16 protein-coding genes are annotated in these 18,572 nt (G+C 76.2%); 4 read left to right on the top strand and 12 right to left on the bottom strand.

The features are described 5' to 3' along the window. Positions 1–4: 4 nt before the first annotated feature. The 3 genes from GYH36_RS08985 to GYH36_RS08995 are packed head-to-tail and all read right to left on the bottom strand — an operon-like array spanning position 5 to position 4,985. Positions 5–2,893, bottom strand: a complete 2,889-nt coding sequence (locus GYH36_RS08985) for a molybdopterin-dependent oxidoreductase (protein WP_162289681.1) — start codon at positions 2,891–2,893, stop codon at positions 5–7. After that, positions 2,890–3,771: an FAD binding domain-containing protein gene (locus GYH36_RS08990; protein WP_024841041.1), complete on the bottom strand. Its 882-nt coding sequence runs from the start codon at positions 3,769–3,771 to the stop codon at positions 2,890–2,892. Before GYH36_RS08990 ends, GYH36_RS08985 begins: the two co-directional genes overlap by 4 nt. After that, complete coding sequence (locus GYH36_RS08995) at positions 3,771–4,985, bottom strand: XdhC family protein (protein WP_024841040.1); 1,215 nt, start codon at positions 4,983–4,985, stop codon at positions 3,771–3,773. The genes GYH36_RS08990 and GYH36_RS08995 overlap by 1 nt, the downstream gene beginning before the upstream one ends. 260 nt (positions 4,986–5,245) lie before the next feature. Here GYH36_RS08995 and moaA point away from each other — a divergent pair, with 260 nt between their 5' ends. Both moaA and GYH36_RS09005 read left to right on the top strand, forming a co-directional pair. Next, complete coding sequence (moaA, locus tag GYH36_RS09000) at positions 5,246–6,352, top strand: GTP 3',8-cyclase MoaA (protein ID WP_024841039.1); 1,107 nt, start codon at positions 5,246–5,248, stop codon at positions 6,350–6,352. Between the two features lie 86 nt (positions 6,353–6,438). After that, positions 6,439–6,711: a DUF456 domain-containing protein gene (locus tag GYH36_RS09005; protein WP_024841038.1), complete on the top strand. Its 273-nt coding sequence runs from the start codon at positions 6,439–6,441 to the stop codon at positions 6,709–6,711. A 28-nt stretch (positions 6,712–6,739) separates the two neighbouring features. Here the strand turns inward: GYH36_RS09005 and GYH36_RS09010 are convergent, their stop codons facing one another. From GYH36_RS09010 to GYH36_RS09025, 4 genes are all read right to left on the bottom strand, one after another. Further along, complete coding sequence (locus tag GYH36_RS09010; protein WP_162289682.1) at positions 6,740–7,168, bottom strand: molybdenum cofactor biosynthesis protein MoaE; 429 nt, start codon at positions 7,166–7,168, stop codon at positions 6,740–6,742. Beyond that, positions 7,165–8,418 (bottom strand): molybdopterin molybdotransferase MoeA, encoded by a 1,254-nt coding sequence (locus GYH36_RS09015; RefSeq protein ID WP_162289683.1) that lies wholly within the window; start codon positions 8,416–8,418, stop codon positions 7,165–7,167. Before GYH36_RS09015 ends, GYH36_RS09010 begins: the two co-directional genes overlap by 4 nt. A gap of 94 nt (positions 8,419–8,512) precedes the next feature. Further along, positions 8,513–10,000 carry an NCS2 family permease gene (locus GYH36_RS09020; RefSeq protein WP_162289684.1) on the bottom strand — a complete coding sequence of 496 codons (1,488 nt, stop codon included), beginning with the start codon at positions 9,998–10,000 and terminating at the stop codon, positions 8,513–8,515. 49 nt (positions 10,001–10,049) lie between these two features. Beyond that, complete coding sequence (locus GYH36_RS09025) at positions 10,050–10,529, bottom strand: nucleoside deaminase (protein WP_024841034.1); 480 nt, start codon at positions 10,527–10,529, stop codon at positions 10,050–10,052. A gap of 400 nt (positions 10,530–10,929) precedes the next feature. Between GYH36_RS09025 and nhaA the strand changes: the two genes are divergently transcribed. Next, on the top strand, positions 10,930–12,345 hold the full coding sequence (nhaA, locus tag GYH36_RS09030) for a Na+/H+ antiporter NhaA (RefSeq protein ID WP_024841033.1): 1,416 nt from the start codon (positions 10,930–10,932) through the stop codon (positions 12,343–12,345). Between the two features lie 63 nt (positions 12,346–12,408). On the opposite strand, the gene GYH36_RS09035 is transcribed toward nhaA, so the two are convergent. After that, the gene (locus tag GYH36_RS09035) at positions 12,409–12,954 is read right to left on the bottom strand and encodes a DsbA family protein (protein ID WP_312028570.1); all 546 of its coding nucleotides are present in this window, start codon (positions 12,952–12,954) and stop codon (positions 12,409–12,411) included. A 66-nt stretch (positions 12,955–13,020) separates the two neighbouring features. Beyond that, positions 13,021–14,151 carry a T6SS phospholipase effector Tle1-like catalytic domain-containing protein gene (locus GYH36_RS09040; RefSeq protein WP_162289685.1) on the bottom strand — a complete coding sequence of 377 codons (1,131 nt, stop codon included), beginning with the start codon at positions 14,149–14,151 and terminating at the stop codon, positions 13,021–13,023. A 247-nt stretch (positions 14,152–14,398) separates the two neighbouring features. On the opposite strand from GYH36_RS09040, the gene GYH36_RS20325 reads away from it, so the two are divergent. After that, positions 14,399–15,520, top strand: a complete 1,122-nt coding sequence (locus GYH36_RS20325) for a M15 family metallopeptidase (protein WP_162289686.1) — start codon at positions 14,399–14,401, stop codon at positions 15,518–15,520. Positions 15,521–15,553: 33 nt separating this feature from the next. Here the strand turns inward: GYH36_RS20325 and GYH36_RS09050 are convergent, their stop codons facing one another. The 3 genes from GYH36_RS09050 to GYH36_RS09060 all read right to left on the bottom strand — a co-directional run bounded on the left by GYH36_RS09050 (position 15,554) and on the right by GYH36_RS09060 (position 18,351). Continuing rightward, the gene (locus GYH36_RS09050) at positions 15,554–15,814 is read right to left on the bottom strand and encodes an acylphosphatase (protein ID WP_024841029.1); all 261 of its coding nucleotides are present in this window, start codon (positions 15,812–15,814) and stop codon (positions 15,554–15,556) included. Continuing rightward, positions 15,811–16,287, bottom strand: coding sequence for a dsRBD fold-containing protein (locus GYH36_RS09055; protein WP_115942194.1), 477 nt, complete (start codon positions 16,285–16,287; stop codon positions 15,811–15,813). The genes GYH36_RS09050 and GYH36_RS09055 overlap by 4 nt, the downstream gene beginning before the upstream one ends. Positions 16,288–16,359: 72 nt before the next feature. Continuing rightward, complete coding sequence (locus GYH36_RS09060; RefSeq protein WP_162289687.1) at positions 16,360–18,351, bottom strand: thioredoxin domain-containing protein; 1,992 nt, start codon at positions 18,349–18,351, stop codon at positions 16,360–16,362. Between the last annotated feature and the right edge of the window lie 221 nt (positions 18,352–18,572).

The raw sequence follows: 18,572 nt of genomic DNA on the forward strand, positions 1-18,572 counted from the left end.
ACGGTCAGCGAGCCGCGGCCTCCTTGATCCCCAGGTACACCCGGTCGCGCGCGAGCGGGAGCTCGGTGAACCGCACGCCCGTCGCGGCGCGGATCGCGTTGGCGAGCGCGGGCGCGACGGGGTTGAACGGGCTCTCGCTCATCGACTTGGCCCCCATCGGCCCGACCGTGTCCGACGTCCGCGCGAAGTAGACCTCGCTGCGCGGGGTGTCCGCGAAGGTCGGCAGGTGGTACTGGCGGAAGATGTCGGTCGTCACGCGGCCGGTCCCGTCGACGACCACGTTCTCGTACAGCGCCGCGCCGAGCGCCTGCGCGATGCCGCCCTCGACCTGGCCGCGGCACTGGCGCGGGTTGACGACCTCGCCCGCGTCGGCGGCCTGGACGGACTGCAGGATGCGGATCTCGCCGGTGCCGCGGTGGACGGCGACGCGGAAGCCGTGCACGTTGAACGCGACGGAGCGCGGGGTGCCGCCCCAGCGGCCCTCGGCGACGAGGTCGACGCCGCTGCCGTGGGCGGCGCGCGCGACGTCGGCGAGCGGCAGGACGGTGCCGGCGCAGTCGACGCCGCCGGGCACGAGGCGGCAGTGCTCGGGCGCGGTCCCGGTGACGCCCGCGGCGGCCTTGAGCACGGCCTCGGCGAGGTCCTGCGCGGCGGCGAGGGACGCCTTGCCCGCGACGACGGTGCCGGTGGAGCCGAACGCGCCGGTGTCGTGCTCGACGAGGTCGGTGTCGGACTGTCGCACGACGACGGCGGCCGGCTCCTGCCCGAGCGCGGTCGCGACGAGCTGGGCGTGCACGGTCGTGGTGCCGTTGCCGAACTCCGCGGTCCCGACCTCGGCCTCGACGACGCCGTCGGCCCGCAGGCGCACGCGTGCGTGGGAGTAGTGCCCGCGCGGCGGGACGGTGTCGATCATGGACAGCGCGGTGCCCTCGCCGACGCCCCACTCGGGGCCGAGGTCGGGCAGGCCGTCGGGGCGTGCGCCGTACGCGGCGACGTCGCGGGCGCGCCCGCGCTCGAGCGCGTCGGCGGCGAGGTCGAGGCACTGGTCGAGCCCGTAGCTGCCGTAGAGCACGTCCTCCTCGGGCGTGGGGTGCGTCGAGAGCATGGGGTCGCCGTCGAGCACGACGTTGCGGCGGCGCAGCTCGACGGGGTCCATGCCGAGCCGTCGCGCGAGCTCGTCGACGGCGGACTCGACGGCGAAGATCATCTGCGACAGCCCGTAGCCGCGGAACGCGCCCGCGGGCACGGTGTTCGTGTAGACGCAGTGGGCGTCGACCTTCTTGTTCTCGCACCGGTACACGGCGAGCGACTCGCCGCAGCCGTGGAACATGACGCCGGGGCCGTGGTTGCCGTACGCGCCGGTGTTCGTCAGGACGTCGAGGTGCAGGGCCGTGAGCGTGCCGTCGCGGCGTGCGCCCGCCCGCACCCGGATGCGGAACGGGTGGCGCGTCGTCGTGCCGGTGAACTGCTCGCTGCGCGTGAGCTCGAGCTGGACGGGCCGGCCGAGCCGCAGCGCGGCGAGCGCGGCGACGTCCTCGGTGAGGACCTCCTGCTTGCCTCCGAACCCGCCGCCGACGCGCTCGCACAGGACGCGCACGCGGTCCGGGTCGAGGTCGAGGACGCGCGCGAGGTGGCGTCGCGCGAGGAACGGCACCTGGGTGGACGACCGCACGACGAGGCGACCCTCCTCGTCGATCGAGGCGATGGCGCCGTGCGTCTCGAGCGCGGCGTGCTGCACGCGGTGGGTGCGGTAGGTGGCCTCGTGCACGACGTCGGCCTCGGCGAGCCCGCGCTCGACGTCGCCGAGCTCGCTGTGCACCTCGGCGACGACGTTCGCCTCGGGCCGCGACACGCGCGCGTCGGTGGCGTCGAGCTCGGGGTGGACGAGCGGCGCGCCCGGCTTCATCGCGTCCTCGGGGTCGACGACGGCGGGCAGCACCTCGTACTCGACGCGCACGCGGCGCACGCCCTCCTCGGCGGCCGCGACGGTGTCGGCGACGACGGCGGCGACCCGCTGCCCGACGTGCCGCACGACGTCGTCGAGGATCCGCGTGTCGTCGGGGTCGTCCGTGAAGAGCTCGTGCTGCGCCGTCGAGAACCGGGTCGCGGGCGCGTCCTCGTGCGTGAGGACGGCGTGGACGCCGGGCACCGCGAGCGCGTCCGCGGTGTCGATCGCGACGACGCGCGCGTGGGCGTGCGGGGACCGCACGAGCTTGAGGTGCAGCAGGCCCGGGTGGTCGGCCGGGTCCACGTCGAGCGTGTACCGCACCGTCCCGGTGACGACCCCGCGCCCCGCGGGGGCCGGGGCGTCCTGCCCGAACGCGCGTTCCTCGCCCGACGGCGGTCGCTCGCCCGTGCCGGGCGCGGTGCCGGTGGTGTCGCCGCGGCCGAGGACCGCGTCCTCGATCGCGCGGTACCCGGTGCAGCGGCACAGGTTGCCCTTGAGGTTGCGCGGCAGGTTCTCGCGCTGCGCGTCGTCGAACGTCGCGGCGGTCATGATCATCCCGGCGGTGCAGAACCCGCACTGGAAGCCCTGCGCGTCGAGGAACTGCTGCTGCACGGGGTGCAGCGCGTCGCCCGGGCCGTGCGGGTCGTGGTCGCACGCGCCCGCGCCCGGCCCGTCGCCGGGGCACGCGGTGGCGGCGAGGCCCTGGATCGTCGTGACCTCGTGGCCCGCGGCGCGCCGCGCCGGGTACACGCACGAGTGCACGGGGACGCCGTCGACGTGCACGGTGCAGGCGCCGCAGTCGCCCGCGTCGCAGCCCTTCTTCACGCCGAGCGCGCCCTGCTCGCGCAGGTAGGTCCGCAGGCACTGGCCCGGGCGGGGCTCGCCCTGGGCGGCGCGGCCGTCGATCGTCACGGGCGGGGTGGGGCGGGGGTCGGGCGCGGTCATCGGGTGCCTCCGTCCGGGGTGGTGGCGTCGACGGGCCCGGTGAGGAGCTCGGAGCGGATCTCCTCGCCGAGGCGGTAGGTCATGTCGCGGCGCCACGCGGGCAGCCCGTGGATGTCGTCGTGGTAGAGGTCGGCGGGGATCGCGGCGTCGAGCGCGGCCGCGAGGTCGTCGGCGGTGGGGAGCGCGTCCGCGGCGAACCGCAGCTGCACGGGCCGGCGGGTCGACGCGGTGACGGTGAGGACGAGCCCTCCTCCGGCGTCGCCCGGGTCGACCCTGCCGATCAGCAGCACGCCGGAGCGCCCGAGGTTCGACAGCGACAGGCGCCGGAACGCGGTGCGCGCGCGCAGCGCGTGGTCGGGCACGTGGATCGCGCGCAGGAGCTCGCCCGGGGCGAGCGTGTTGCGCATCTCGCCCGTGACGAGCTCGGCGACGGGCTGGGTGCGGCGCGACCCGCCCGGCCCCCAGACCTCGGCGACGCCGTCGAGCGCCGCGGTGAGCGAGGTCATCGGGCCCGCGGGCAGCGAGGTGCAGACGTTGCCGCCCACGGTCGACGTGTTCCAGATCTTGAACGACGCGACGAAGCTGTCGCAGCACGGGCGCACGAGGTCGAGCGCGGTCCACCGCTCGCGCACGGGCGCGGCCTGCGCGGTGTCCTCGAACGCGTACAGCTCGGCGACGGTGCACGTCGCGGCGATCTCGAGCCCGTCGGCGGTGACGGTGAGGGCGGGCCAGCCCGCGCTCGTCAGGTCGAGCAGGCGGCGCAGCGTCTGGCTGCCGTAGGAGAACAGGACGGTGCCGCCCGCGAGCCACGCGTCGCCCTCGCGCCAGTCGGCGGGGTCGGCGGTCGGGACGAGGTCGGTGACGGTGCTCAGGTCCATCAGGGGGCCTCCTCGGGGTTGGGGGCGGACGGCGCGGCGCCGTGGATCGGTCCGTCGGTGCGGCTCAGCGGCGCGACGTCCGCCCGCCCGTGCCGCACGGCGACCACCTCGGCGGCGACGGAGACGGCGACCTCCTCGGGCGTGACGGCGCCGAGGTCGAGGCCGATGGGCGAGCGCAGGCGCGCGAGCCCCGCGTCGGTGACGCCCTCGGCGCGCAGCGCCTCGACGCGCTGACGGTGCGACCGGCGCGAGCCCATCGCGCCGACGTACGCGAGCGGCAGGTCGAGCGCGAGGCGCAGGAGCGGCACGTCGAACTTGGCGTCGTGCGTGAGCACCGCGACGGCGGAGCGCTCGTCGAGGCGTCCCGCGGCCGCCTCGGCCGCGAGGTACCGGTCGGGCCACTCCACGACGACGTCCGCCTCGGGGAAGCGCCGGGCGTCGGCGAACACCTCGCGCGCGTCGACGAGGGTGACGCGGTAGCCGAGGAGCCGCACGTGCCGCACGAGCGCGCCCGCGAAGTCGTTGGCGCCGCAGACGAGGAAGCGTGGTGCGGGCAGCCGGGTCTCGACGAGGAGCGTCACGGGCTCGCTCTCGTCGCACGCGTCGTCGGTCGTCCCCGGGCGCGGCGCGCCGTGCGCGGCGTGGACGGTCGCGGTGCCGCCCGCGTGCAGGAGGGCGACGACCTGCGCGGCCGCGGCGCCGGTCGCGGCCTCGCCGACGACGTCGTGCAGCGCGGCGGCGACGGTCGCCTCGTCGGCACGGGCCGGGTCGTCGACGACCACGGCCGTGCGGGCCGGGCCGTCGATCCGGCGCACGAGCGCCACGGGGGCCGCGCCGAGCGAGCCCGGGTCCGCCGTCGACGCGGCGAGCGTCGCGAGGGCGCGGGCCGCGTCGTCGCCGGGGAGGACCGGCTGGACGTGCACGTCGAGCGTGCCGCCGCAGCTCAGGCCGACGGCGAACGCGTCGGCGTCGCTGTAGCCGAAGGTCTCGCGGCGGCTCTGCCCGGTCGCGATCGCGTCGAGCGCCGCGTCGTGCACCGCGCCCTCGACGCACCCGCCGGAGAGGCTGCCCAGCACGGCGCCGTCGGCGCGCACGGCCATCGCGGTCCCGACCGGCCGCGGCACGGAGCCCGACGCCGCGACCACGGTCGCGACGGCGAACGGGGGCTGCCCCGGGCCGAGCCACGGGACGAGCCGGTCGACGATGTGGAGCATCGTGGGCCTCGCTTCCGCCAGGGTGCCGGCGTACCGGCGTCCTCTCCAGTGAACCCTTGCGGTGAGTCCCCTGCGTGCCCGGTCGCGCGTCGTCGGCGACGCGCCCGGGGCGCAGGGCTTGAATCCGCCCTTGGATCGCTCTCGCTGCCAGGAGAGATGTTCCGCTGAATGGAAGAACACTTCCATCCGACGGACTCCACGCTAGCACGCGCGGTGGCCGCGGTCACGGCCGCGGCCCACGGTGCGTCTACGATCGGGCCATGACCGCGGTCTCGCTCGGGATGCCCAGGCTGCGTCGGGGCGCGCCCGCCGACGCGACGTCGGCCCTCGCCCCGGAGCGCCCCGCGACGGACGCGCTCGTCGACCGCTACGGCCGCGTGGCCCGCGACCTGCGCATCTCGATCACGGAGAAGTGCTCGCTGCGCTGCACGTACTGCATGCCCGCCGAGGGCCTGCCCGCGATCCCGCGCGAGGACCTCCTCACGCCCGCGGAGATCGGCCGGGTCGTGCGCGTCGCGGTCGGACGGCTCGGCATCACCGACGTCCGGTTCACGGGCGGCGAGCCCCTCATGCGCCGCGACCTCGCCGACATCCTGCGCGCCGCGCGCGCGGCCGCGCCCGACGTGTCGCTCTCCCTGACCACGAACGCGATCGGCCTCGACAAGCGCGTCCACGAGCTCGTCGACGCCGGGCTCGACCGCGTCAACATCTCGCTCGACTCCGTGGACCGGGCGCACTTCGCGCGGCTCACGCGCCGCGACCGGCTGCCCGACGTGCTCGCCGGGATCCGCGCCGCGCTCGCCGCCGGACTCGCCCCCGTCAAGCTCAACGCGGTGCTCATGCCGGAGACGCTGGCGGGCGCGGCGGACCTGCTGGCGTGGGCCGTCGACCACGGCTGCCACCTGCGCTTCATCGAGCAGATGCCGCTCGACGCCGACGGCCGCTGGACGCGCGACGACCTCGTCTCCGCGACGGACCTGCTCGACGTGCTCGGGCGCCGCTTCGACCTGCTCGAGGTCGGCCGCGACGACCCGTCCGCCCCCGCCGAGGAGTGGCTCGTCGACGGCGGCCCGCAGACCGTCGGCATCATCGCGTCCGTGACGCGCTCGTTCTGCGGCGCGTGCGACCGCACCCGGCTCACCGCCGAGGGCACCGTCCGCTCGTGCCTGTTCGGCGACGACGAGACCGACCTGCGCGCGATCCTGCGCGCGACGGACCTCGACGAGGACGCGCGCGACGACGCCCTCGCCCGCGCGTGGCAGGGCGCCATGTGGCGCAAGCCCCTCGCGCACGGCAGCGACGCCCCGACGCTCGCCGCCGACGCGTTCGCCGCCACGTCGCGCAGCATGGGCGCGATCGGCGGCTGACGGGTGGCGCAGATCATAGGGTGAAGCCGCTCACCTCGGCGCATCGCCCCAGGTCAGATCGGGCACGGCTTCCTACCATGGATGTCGTGACGACGATCTCCCCCGCCCCCACGAACCGCCCCTCCTCCTCCACCGACCACGCCACCGCGACCACCCTGGACAACAGCGGCTCGGCGCTGCCGATCTACCGGACCGACGAGCGGTCCGACTCCTGGAAGGCCGGCACGCGGAGCGTCCTGGGCGCGGCGATCGGCGCGGTCGTCGGGACCGTCGTGCTGAGCTGGTTCGGCCTCGTGCTCGGCACGGCCGTCGGCCTGTGCGTCGGGATGCTGCTGGACAACCGTCCCGCCACGCGCTGACGGCGCGCGACGCCGGACGACCCGGAGGTCAGAGACCGACCCACTCCGAGACGCCGTCGTCGAAGTGCTGCCGCTTCCAGATGGGCACCTCGGCCTTGATGCGCTCGACGAGCAGCGAGCAGGCCTCGAACGCCTCGCGCCGGTGGCCCGCGGCCGCCGCCGCGACGAGCGCGACGTCGCCGATCTCCAGGTTCCCGTACCGGTGGACGGCGGCCACGCGCAAGCCCGTCTCGGCGGCGACGCCCGCGACGCACCGCCGGATCACCGCGGTCGCGTCCGGGTGCGCCTCGTAGTCGAGCCGGGTCACGCCGCGGCCGCCGTCGACGTCGCGCACGACCCCGCGGAACGTGACGACCGCGCCGTACTCCGGGCTCGCCACGGCGTCCTCGACCGCGCGCGACACCGCGTCGTCGAGCACGTCGGTCGTCACGCGGCTCACGTCCTGCGTCTCGGTCACAGCTCCCGCACCTCCACCTCGGTCCCGACGGCCCACTCTGTCACGTCCGCGGGGACGTCCACGAGCACGTCCGCACGCGCCATCGACGCGACGAGGTGCGACCCCGCTCCCCCGACGACGCGGACCGTGCCGTCGGGCCTGCTCGCCCCCCGCAGGAGCTGACGCCTCCCCGCGGGCGACACGACGGCGTCGGCGAGGACGGCGGTGCGCACGCGGTCCACGGCGGGCAGCCCCGCGGCGCGCTCCAGCGGCTCGCGGAGGAACATCGCGAACGAGACCTGCGCGCTCACGGGATTGCCGGGGAACGTGAGGACCGGGGTCCCGTGCACGGTGCCGAAGCCCTGGGGCCCGCCCGGCTGCATCGCGACGGAGCGGAATTTCACGCCGGCACCCGCCCCGCCGAGCACGTCCTTGACCACCTCGTACGCGCCCTGGGACACGCCGCCCGACGTGAGCACGAGGTCCGCGGCGCCGGCCGCCTCGGCGAGCACCGCGGCGAACCGGGCGGGGTCGTCGCCGCAGCGCGCGGTGAGCACGACGTCGCCGCCCGCGCGCCGCACGGCCGTGCCGAGCGCGTCCGCGTTGGCGTCGAACACCTGCCCCGGCCCCGGCACGTCGCCGGGCCCGACGAGCTCGGAGCCCGTCGACAGGACGGCGACGCGCGGGCGCGCGACGACGGGCACGCCGCCCACCCCGCACGCCGCGGCTGCGGCGAGGTGGTGGGGCGCGAGCACGGTCCCGTCGGGCAGGAGCACGTCGCCGGCCCGGACGTCGGAGCCCGCGTCGCGCACGAAGTCGCCCGGCGCCCGGGGCACGTGCACCGCGACCTCGTCCGCGGCGGGCGTCGCGGCGAACGACCCGGCGGCCGTGTCCTCGACGGGGACGACGGCGTCGGCGCCCTCGGGGACGGGGGCGCCGGTCATGATGCGCGCCGCGGTGCCCGGCGCGAGCCGGGGCGGGACGCCCGGGGCCGCGGGGATCTCGGCGGCCACGGCGAGCCGGGCCGGCGCCTCTGGGCTCGCACCCGCCACGTCGGCGGCCCGGACCGCGTACCCGTCCATCTGGGAGTTGCGGAACAGCGGGACGGGCACGGGGGCCACGAGGTCCCCGGCGAGGACCCGGCCGAGCGCCTCGGCGAGCACGACGACGTCGGTGCGCTCCCGCCGTCGGGCCGCCTCCACGAGCGGCGCGAGCAGCGCCGCGACGTCCGCGCGGTGCTCGTCGACGCTCACGCGTGCTCTCGCGGCCATGCCTCGTCCTCCCGTCCGCGCGTCGTGCACCGCCCGCGCCGACGGGCCACCCGGAGGAGCGGGTGGCCCGTCGGCCGAGCGGTCGTGCCGAGGCTCAGCCTCCCACGACCGCGGTCAGGGGACCGCGCACGAAGTACACGACGAACCCGGCCGCGACCACCCACAGGAGCGGGTGGACGTCGCGCGCGCGCCCGCACGCGGTCCGCAGCAGGACCCACGTGACGAACCCGATCCCGATGCCGTTGGCGATCGAGTACGTGAGCGGCATCGTCACGACCGTGAGGAACACGGGCAGCGCGACGGTGAAGTCGCCGAGGTCGATCTCCTTGATCTCGCGCATCATCATCGCGCCCACGACGACGAGGACCGCGCTCGCGACCTCGATCGGGACGACGGCCGTGAGCGGCGTGAGGAACATCGCGACGAGGAACAGGCTGCCCGTGACGACGGACGCGAGGCCGGTCCGCGCGCCCTCGCCCACGCCGGCCGCGGAGTCGACGAACACCGTGTTCGACGACGACGACGTCGCGCCCCCGACGACCGCGCCGACGCCCTCGACCACGAGCGCCGACTTGATGCGCGGGAAGTTCCCGTCCGCGTCGGCGAGCCCGCCCTGCTTCGCGAGGCCCGTCATCGTGCCCATCGCGTCGAAGAAGTTCGTGAAGAACAGCGTGAACACGAGCATCGTCGCCGCGAGCGCCCCGATCCGGTCGAACGCGCCGAACGAGAACTGCCCGAGCAGGCCGAGGTCGGGCACGGAGACGAGCGAGCTCGGCAGCGTCGGCACGGTGAGGTGCCAGCCGCCGGGGTTCTGCTCGGACCCCGGACCGAGGTGGAGCACGGACTCCGCGACGATCGCCACGACGGTCGTCGCGACGAGGCCGACGAGCAGCCCGCCCTTGACCTTGCGCGCCACGAGGATCCCCATGGTGAGCAGGCCGACGACGAACACGAGCGTCGGGACGGAGGTGATCGACCCGCCGTCGCCGAGCTGGACCGGGGGCCCGCCCGGGGTGCGCGTGACGAACCCGGCGTCGACGAAGCCGATGAACGCGATGAACAGGCCGATGCCGACGGTGATGGCCGCCTTGAGCTGGCGCGGGACGGCGTTGAAGATCGCCGACCGCGCGCCCGTCACCGCGAGCAGCACGATGAGCAGGCCGTTGACGAGCACGAGGCCCATCGCCTCGGGCCACGTCACGTCGCCGATGACGGCGACGGCGAGGAACGAGTTGATGCCCAGCCCGGCCGCGAGCGCGAACGGGAGGTTCGCGACGAGGCCGAAGAGGATCGTCAGGCCGCCGGCGGCGAGGCCGGTCATCGCGCCGACCTGCGCGGTCTGGAGCCACCCGCCCGCGACGTCCACGGGCGCGTTCTCGGCGCTCGTCCCGCCGAGGATGAGGGGGTTGAGGATGACGATGTACGCCATCGCGAAGAAGGTCACCAGCCCGCCGCGGAGCTCGCGCCCCGTGGTCGAGCCGCGCTCGGTGATCCGGAAGAAGCGGTCGAGCGGGCCCGTCGCCGGCCCGGTGCCGCGTGCGTCGTTCTCGGCGGTCTCCCGCCGCGTGCCGAGGAGAGTCACGTCCTTGTGCCCTTTCGTGCGGGATCGTGTGCCGACCGGCCGTGGCCGGTCAGTACTCGATCCGGGACTCGAGGACGCGCCAGGCGTCGAACGGCGCGGTGGCGGTGGCGGTGCGCTCGTGCACGACCTGCATGCTCCGGTCGGCCGGGTCCGCGGCGAAGAAGTCGTAGAACTCGGCGTCGTCGAAGCCGGCGCGCGCGGCGTCGTACCGGTCGGCGGCGTAGTAGACGGTCTGCACGCGCGCCCAGAGGGCCGACGCGAGGCACATGGGGCACGGCTCGCAGCTCGAGTACAGCGTCGCGCCGGTGAGGTCGAACGTGCCGAGGGCCGCGCACGCGCGGCGGATGGCCGTGACCTCGGCGTGGGCGGTCGGGTCGTTGTCCTGGGTGACCCGGTTGTTGCCCTCGAAGACCTGCCCGTCGGCGGTGACGATCACGGCGCCGAACGGGCCTCCGGCGTTCGCGACGCTGTCGACCGCGAGGGCGACGGCTCGGTCCAGGTGTGCTGCGTCCACGACAAGAGTGTCCATGGTGAGTCTCCACGGTTCGGGCAGCGACGCCGGGTGCTCCGTCTCCGGCTTCCGGCTCGTCGGTGAGCGAGGAGGAGACGGCCGGCGGGCCGCTGCAGGCGAGTTGTTCACTTCCGCCTGGTAGGTAGCTGCCGGTGTCGGATCGATCGCGTCGACCACCGAGCGTCCGCTCGGCCCGGGCCCGCCGTTGGCACTCTCGACGCTAGCAGCGCGTGATCCACGGCACAAGGGTTTCGGAAGAACTTTTCCACCATGTGGACTACCCGCGCTGGGCGAGGGCTTGGTGCCCGTTGCGGAAGCATCGCGCGCCCGGAACAGTTGACAGAAGTCGTCACCGCGCAGGCCCGACGTCCCCGGTGGCGTCGTGCCCGTCCCGTCCCCGTCCCCACGGAGGCCTTCGTTGAGCGAGCCCGCTCCGCCGTCGTCGTTCCCGATCGTCCGCGTGCCCACGCGGCCGGGACCGCCGCTGCGCTTCCAGCTCCGGCCCGTCGCGCCCTCGCTGCGCTCGTTCCTCGCGACCGAGGCCGGGGGCGCGGTGCTGCTGCTCGCCGCGACCGTCGTCGCGCTCGTCTGGGCGAACTCCGCGTGGTCCGGGGCCTACGAGGACCTGTGGGCGACGACCGCGGGCTGGCACGTCGGGCCGTGGACGTTCGAGATGAACCTGCACGAGTGGGTCAACGACGCCGCGATGGCCGTCTTCTTCCTCGTCATCGGGCTCGAGATCAACCGCGAGGTGACCACCGGCGAGCTGCGCAACCGCCGCACCGTGGCCGTCCCCGCGCTCGGCGCGCTCGGCGGGCTCGCCGTGCCCGCGCTCATCTACCTCGCCTTCAACGCGGGGTCGCCCGCGCAGCACGGCTGGGGCATCGTCATGTCGACCGACACGGCGTTCCTCGTGGGGATCCTCGCGCTCTTCGGCCCGCGCTGCCCCGACCAGCTCCGGCTGTTCCTCCTCACCCTCGCCGTCGTGGACGACATCGGCGCGATCACCGTCATGGCCCTCTTCTACACCGACGACCTCTGGCTGCCCGGCCTGCTCGTCGCGGGCGTGCTCGTCGCCGCGCTGCTCGTCCTGCGGTGGCTCGGCGTGTGGCGCCTGACGCCGTACGTGCTCGTCGGGATCGCCCTGTGGGGCGCCGTGTTCGCCTCCGGCGTCCACGCCACGCTCGCCGGCGTGCTCGTGGGCCTGCTCGTCCCGTCGCGCGCCGCCCGACCCGTCGACGTCGCCGTCGTGCCGAAGTACGCCAAGCGTCTCGCCCAGGAGACGACGGCGGAGCGCGAGCACCTCACCGAGCTCGCCGCGCGCGCCGCCGTCCCCACGAGCGAGCGCCTCCAGCGCGTCCTGCACCCGTGGAGCGCGTACGTCGTCGTCCCCGTGTTCGGGCTCGCCAACGCGGGCGTGCGCCTCGACGCCGAGACGCTACGGACCGCCGCGACGTCGCCCGTGACGATCGGGGTCGCCGTCGCGCTCGTCGCGGGCAACGCGATCGGCATCTTCGGCGCCGCGACGCTCGCCCTGCGCCTCGGTCTCGGCGACCTGCCCGGGCGCGTGCGCTACTCCCACCTCCTCGGCGGCGCGATCCTCGCCGGCATCGGCTTCACGATCTCGCTCTTCATCGCCGAGCTCGCGTTCGACGACGAGCACCTCATCGAGCAGGCGAAGATCGGCATCCTCGCCGGGTCGCTCGTCGCGGCGGTCCTGGGCTCGATCGCGCTGCGCGCCTTCGGCGAGCGCTGGCCGTTGTGCTCCCCCGGCTCCGGCGGTCCCCCGCCCGAGCTGCCGCCGCTCCCCTGGCGCCCGCCCGCGACCGCCTGACGTCGGCGCCGGGCTCCGGTCCGCCGGGCGGCGAGAGGCCGGGCCGCGGGCCGGTCCCCGCGGCTACCGCGGGTCGGCCGCCTCGATCGCGGCGCGCAGGCCCTCCGGGGTGACGCGACCGACGTAGCGCAGGCCGTTGACGAACAGCGTCGGCGTCCCCTCGACGCCCGCGGCGAGCGCGTCGGCGTAGTCCCGCTGGACGGGGGCGGCGTACTGCTGCGCGGCGTCGCCCACGACGGAGGCGCCGTCGAGGCCGAGCTCCTCGGCGCGCTCCGCGAGACCGGCCTCGCCGAGGTGGTCCTGGTGCTCGAACAGCGCGGCCTGCATCTCCCAGAACCGGCCCTGCGCGGCGGCGGCCTCGACCGCGAGCGCCGCCGAGAGCGCGTGGGGGTGGATCTCGAACAGGGGGAAGTGCCGGAACACGAGGCGCACGCGCCCGCCGGACTCCTCGACCGTCCGCCGCAGCACGGGCGCGGCGGCGGCGCAGTACGGGCACTCGAGGTCGCCGAACTCGACGACGGTCACGGGCGCGTCCGGGTTGCCGAGGACGTGCGCGTCGGCGGGGACGAGCTGCTCGGCCGGGATCGGGGCTGCGGTCTGCTCGGTCACGCCGTCCAGCATGGCACGCGCGGGCGGCCCGTGAGCGGCGGAGGGTCCCCGCGCGGCCCGGGGCGGTCACGCGAGGACGAGCGGGCGCGACTCGTCGGTCCCGCCGGGGACCGGCTCGACGAGGCCCTCGATCGCGGGACCGGCGTCCCGGCGCCACCACGCGACGTTGCGTGCGTGGCGCGCGTACGCGGTCGACGGGTCGGCGGTGAGGGTCGCGGCCGTCTGCGCGAGGTAGACGGCGTCCACGGTGCCGGGCGGCGTCGGCACGCCCGCGAGCACGCGCCGGTCGCCGCGGAACCGCGGGCGCCGGTGCAGCCGCTTGACGAGGTTGAGACCGCCGAAGAGCGGCCCGGGCCGGAACCGGCACACGAACGCGTCCTCGTGGTGGAGCTGGGCGAGGAGGCGGTCCTCGTCGAACGCGAGGCCGCGCGCGATCGCCTCGCCCACCATCCACAGCAGCGCCGTGTCCGAGAGCGCGCGGGCGCGCGCGCCGCCCCCGACGTCGCTGTGCCCGCCGGGGAACCACACCTGCTTGACGCGTGCCGCCATGGCGACAGGCACGTCCCACAGGCACGGCTCGAACGTGATGCGGCGGTCGTCGATGGCGAGCGCCTGGCGCGCGCACTCCACGTCGGTCGAGAGCCGCACGTCGTGGAACGTGCTGCGGCGGCGCGAGAGCCCGGGGACGCCGAGCGCGCCGACCGTGTCGAACACCCCGAGGAACGCGACGGGCACGTGCTCGTGGCAGTGCGCGGCGCGGAAGGCCGCGGCCTGCGCGGCGCGCTCCTGCGCGTCGCGGAGCCGGTAGATCCGCTCGGCGTCGCACAGCCGGTCGCGCGCGAGCGCGTCCTGCGTGAGCAGCCCGACCGTCGCGACCATCCCCACGACGCTGCGCGCGGTGTACGCGCCGCGGCTGAACCCGAAGACGTAGATCTCGTCGCCCGGCTCGTAGTTGAGCGCGAGGTGGCGATACCCGGCCACGACGTTGCGCGTCAGCCCGTACCCGAACGCGCCGCCGAGGAGCCGGTCGACGAGGTAGCCCTGGGCCCCGACCCCCTCGACGGAGAACACCATCTGCTGCACGCCGTCCGGCCCGATCCCGGTGCGGACCGAGCGCGCGATCTTCTCGATGTTGGACACGCTCGCGTTGACGGGCGAGTTCCACGTCCCGTCGCAGCACAGCACCAGCCGCTTCATGACCCCTCCCCCGGTCCTCCCGGCGCCGTCGCCGGGCCCACCATGTGGGGAGGGCCCGGGCGCCGCACGTGATGCACGACGGCGGCCCGGGACGCCGGGCTCGCGGGCCGCCGATCACCGACGGGGCCGCCCGCCGGCCGCGGACGAGCGGTCCTCGCGCAGGGTTCGTGAGCGAGCCGTGAGCGTGTGTCCGCGCACCCGGCGGACGGTTCGGCCGGGGCGCGCGCGTGGCGTAGGTTCTGGCGGTGTGACCGCCACGAGCACCCCACCCGCCACCGACCCGTCGGGCCCGCTGCCCGTCGTCCGGGACCGACGGCACGCGCGCGAGCCGCGCCGCCGCCGCGGCGTCTGGGTCGCGGTCGTCGTGACGCTCGCGCTGCTCCTGGGCGGCGGGGGCGGCGGTCTCGCGTGGGCCCGCGACACCGCGTACGACGACCTCGCGGCGCAGGTCGCGACCGCGCAGGAGCTGTGGACGTCGTCGGAGGGGCGGGTCGCGGACCCCGCGGTCCGCGAGGCCCTGGCCGCCGACGTCGCGGGCGCCCGCTCCCTCCTCGACGCGCCGTTCCTCACCCGGATGACCACCGGGACGACGGGCACGCAGGACGCGCTGCGCGCGGCGTCTCAGGCCGTGCACGCCTCGATGCTCGCGCACGCGCGCGACGAGGTCGCCGCCGCGCGGGCGGGCCTCGTCCCCGTCCAGGAGCTGGGCGAGAAGATCTACGCCGCGACCGACGGGCTCGGCGCCGACGAGGCCGTGCGCGCGCGGCTGCGCACCGCGCTCGACGAGGCCGCGACGGCGTCGGGCGCCGCCGAGGCGGAGCTCGCGGGCGACGACCTCGCCGCGCTGGAGCGGGCCGTGGGCGAGCTCGAGGCCAGCCTGTCGACCGTGTCCGTCTCGACGGAGGAGCTGACGGTCGCGCAGGACGCCGTCTCGTGCCCCGCGCCCGACCAGGAGTGGGACCCGGACGGCGGCCGCGTGCCCGACTCCGAGCTCGCCGCGATCCCGTGGTCCCCGGACGACCGCGTGCGGGCCGACGTGCTCGACGGGCTCGTCGCGCTCGACGCCGCGTACGTCGAGCGGTTCGGCGTGCACCTGACGATCAACTCGGCCTACCGCACGTACGAGGAGCAGGCCGGGCTCTACGACCCGTCGTCGCCGATCGCCGCGCCGCCCGGTTGCTCGAACCACGGCCTCGGCTACGCGGTCGACCTCGGCGGCGGCGTGCAGGCGTTCGGCACCCCGCAGTACGAGTGGCTCAAGCAGAACGCCGAGACGTACGGCTGGACGCACCCCGACTTCGCCGAGCCCGACGGGCGCGTGCCCGAGCCGTGGCACTGGGAGTCGGTGCTGGCGCGCGCCGACTCCTGACGCCGCCGCGCACCGCCCGGCGGCGTCCCCGCCTCACTCCCCGGGCGCGGTGTCCACGTCGACGCGCGTCACGCGGCCCGGCGTCGGCCCGTCGCGCAGCCACGACACGAGCCGGCCGACGGCCTCCGGCGCGCCCGACGCCGTCACCTCGACCGTGCCGTCGGGCAGGTTCGTCGCCGTCCCGTCGAGCCCCAGCGCGCCCAGGCGCTCGCGCGTCGCCCAGCGGAACCCGACGCCCTGCACGCGCCCGTGCACGACGGCCCGCACGGTCGCTGCCCCGCCGTGCGCCGTCACAGGTGCACGTGCGCGGGCACGCCCGTCGAGGACTCGATGTCCGACTCCGCGTCGTCGAGCAGCCGGTCCGCGAGCCGGCGCAGCGCGCGCCCGACCGCGATCTCGTCGCCGATGAGCGGCACGTCCAGATCGTGCGGGTCGCGCCGCGCCCGGCCGACCGTCCGCAGGTGCTCGGGCGTCTCCGCGACGAGCACGGCCTCCGCCGTCGTGCGGCCCTCGGACTCCACGACGCTCACCTGCACGCGCCACACCTTGGTCGTGTCCGTCCCGCCGCCGTTCTCGGCCCCGGGCACGTGCTCGACGTAGCTGTCCGACCCCGGGTAGACGAGCGTGCGCTCCCCCGTGTCCGTCCACTCGACGAGGTAGGGCGGCGACCCGTCCTCGTGCCGCAGCTCGACCACCACCCCGTCGCGCACCGCGCCGCCGACGACCCCCGAGGCGGTCACGATCCTGTCCCCGACCGATGCCCTCATGGCTCCTCCTCGTGCCGCACCGCCCTTCCATCATGCGACCGCGGTGCGCGGGTCGCACCCGTGGGACGCGGCTCAGGAGGCGAGCTGGAGCCGGAGCGCCGCGGGGTCGCGGGCGGGCAGGCGGCACACGAAGTCGGCGCACAGGTACGCGCCCGGGCCGCGCCCCGCGAGCAGCGCGACGCCGTCGTCCGCGAGCGCCGCCGCGTCCTCGGGCGCCGCGCCGAGCACGAGCCCGCCCGGGTGGTACCAGTCCCGCGCGGCCCCGCGGAAGGCGTCGCGGAGGTCCGGGTCCGCGACCAGCACGAGCTGGTGGGGCGGCTCCGCGAGCCCGACGGCGACCCGCAGCACGCCGGCCGCGCCCAGCGGGTGCTCGCTCGCCGACGGCGACGCGGCGACGTGCGCGAGCGCGGCGTCCCGGTACCGGGGCTCGCCCGTCGCGAGGTGCGCGAGCAGCGCGGCCCGCGCGGCCGCCGTCGGCCCGGACGGCACCGCGCCCTCGGACGGGTCCGCCGCCGCACCCGCGGCGAGCCCCAGGTCGGCGAGCACGGGGTCCGTGCCCTGCGGGGGACGCAGCGTGCCGTCGGGACCGACGGTCGCGTCGACGAGCCGCAGCCCCGCGCGCACGAACCGCGCGTCCCCGGTGAGGCCGCCGAGCACGAGGAGCGCCGACGCGAACGCGCCGTGGTCCTCGAGCGTCGCGACGGCGTCGGACACGACGCCGCCCTCCGAGGCGCGCACGAGCGTGCCGTCGGCGCGCACGTGCGTCGCCAGCAGGTGGTCGGCGGCGGCGCGCGCCGCGGCGGTGAGGTCGGGCAGGTCGAGGTGGTGCCCGGCGCGCGCGAGCGCCTCGATCGCGAGCCCGTTCCACCCCGTGAGCACCTTGGTGTCGAGCGGGGGCGGGTCGTGGCGCTCGCGGTCGGCGGGGGCGAGGAGGTAGTAGCCGCCCTCGACGCGCTCGCCGTCGACGACGGACTCCGAGTCCTGGGCGCTCGCGAACGCGCCGCCGGGCAGGCGCAGCGCGCGCAGCAGGAAGCGCCCGACGTCGGCCGCGACCCGGGCCGTCGCGTCCCCCGGGTCGGTCGCGCCCGGGGTGGCGGCGGGCGTGCGCAGCGCGGCCTCCGCGGGGCCGGTGCGGCGCAGGACCGCGAGCGTCGTCGCCGCCGACAGGAGCTGCGCGTTGTCGTAGAGCATCCGCTCGTAGTGCGGCTCGGACCAGTCCGGGCGGGTGCCGTAGCGGAAGAACCCGCCGTCGGCGTCGCGCAGCGGGCTCGCGGCCATCGCGTCGACCGTGCGCCCGGCGAGCACGAGCGCGCGCCGCGCGACCTCGGGGTCCACGACCGAGGACGCCGCGACGTCGAGCAGGAGCTCGAGCGTGGGCGCGACGGGGAACTTCGGGGCGCCGCCGAACCCGCCGTGCACGCGGTCCTCCGCGGCCTCGAGCCGGTCGACCACCGTGCGGGCGTGGTCCGCGAGCCGGGCGACCGGCCCGTCCTGCGCGCGCGTGCCGGGCACCTCGGCACCGGGCGTCGCCGCCGCGCGCGGCACCCCCGTGCGGCGCCCCGCGGCCGCGTCCCGCAGCGCGGCGCGAATCGTCTCCCCGGTCTCGACCGCCTGGTCGCGCCGCTGCTCCCACGCCTGCGCGACGGCGTCGAGCACGTCCCGGAACGCCGGGCGACCCGCCACGGGCACGGGCGGCCAGTACGTGCCCGCGTAGAACGGGGCGCCGTCGGGCGTGGTGAACACCGTGAGCGGCCACCCGAGGTCCGGGGTGAACGCGCTCGCCGCGGCGAGCAGGCTCGCGTCGACGTCCGGGTGCTCCTCGCGGTCGACCTTCACCGCCACGAACCCGCGCGCGAGCTGCGCGGCGATCTCGGGGTCGGAGAAGCTCTCGCGCGCCATGACGTGGCACCAGTAGCACGTCGCGTACCCGACCGAGACCATGACCGGCACGTCCCGGCGCCGCGCCTCGGCGAACGCGTCGGCGCCCCACGGGTACCAGTCGACCGGGTTGTCGGCATGCTGGCGCAGGTACGGGCTCACGGCGTCGGCGAGGCGGTTGACCATGCGCCCCACTCTCCCAGGACCGCGACGGCCCCGCTCAGAACGAGCCCGGGACGCCCACGATCGGCGCACAGCGGAGCACAGCGGCGAGCACGAGGTTGCGCGCGGCCGAGCACGGGGTTGGTGTCGTATTGGCGTGGAGAACGACACCAACCCCGTGTTCGGCCCGGGGCGGGGTGAGGGGGGGGGGGGGGGGGGGAACGCCCGCCGGCGCTCCCGCTGCG

The sequence above is a fragment of the Cellulosimicrobium composti genome (assembly GCF_010287905.1).
Classification (GTDB): domain Bacteria; phylum Actinomycetota; class Actinomycetes; order Actinomycetales; family Cellulomonadaceae; genus Cellulosimicrobium; species Cellulosimicrobium composti.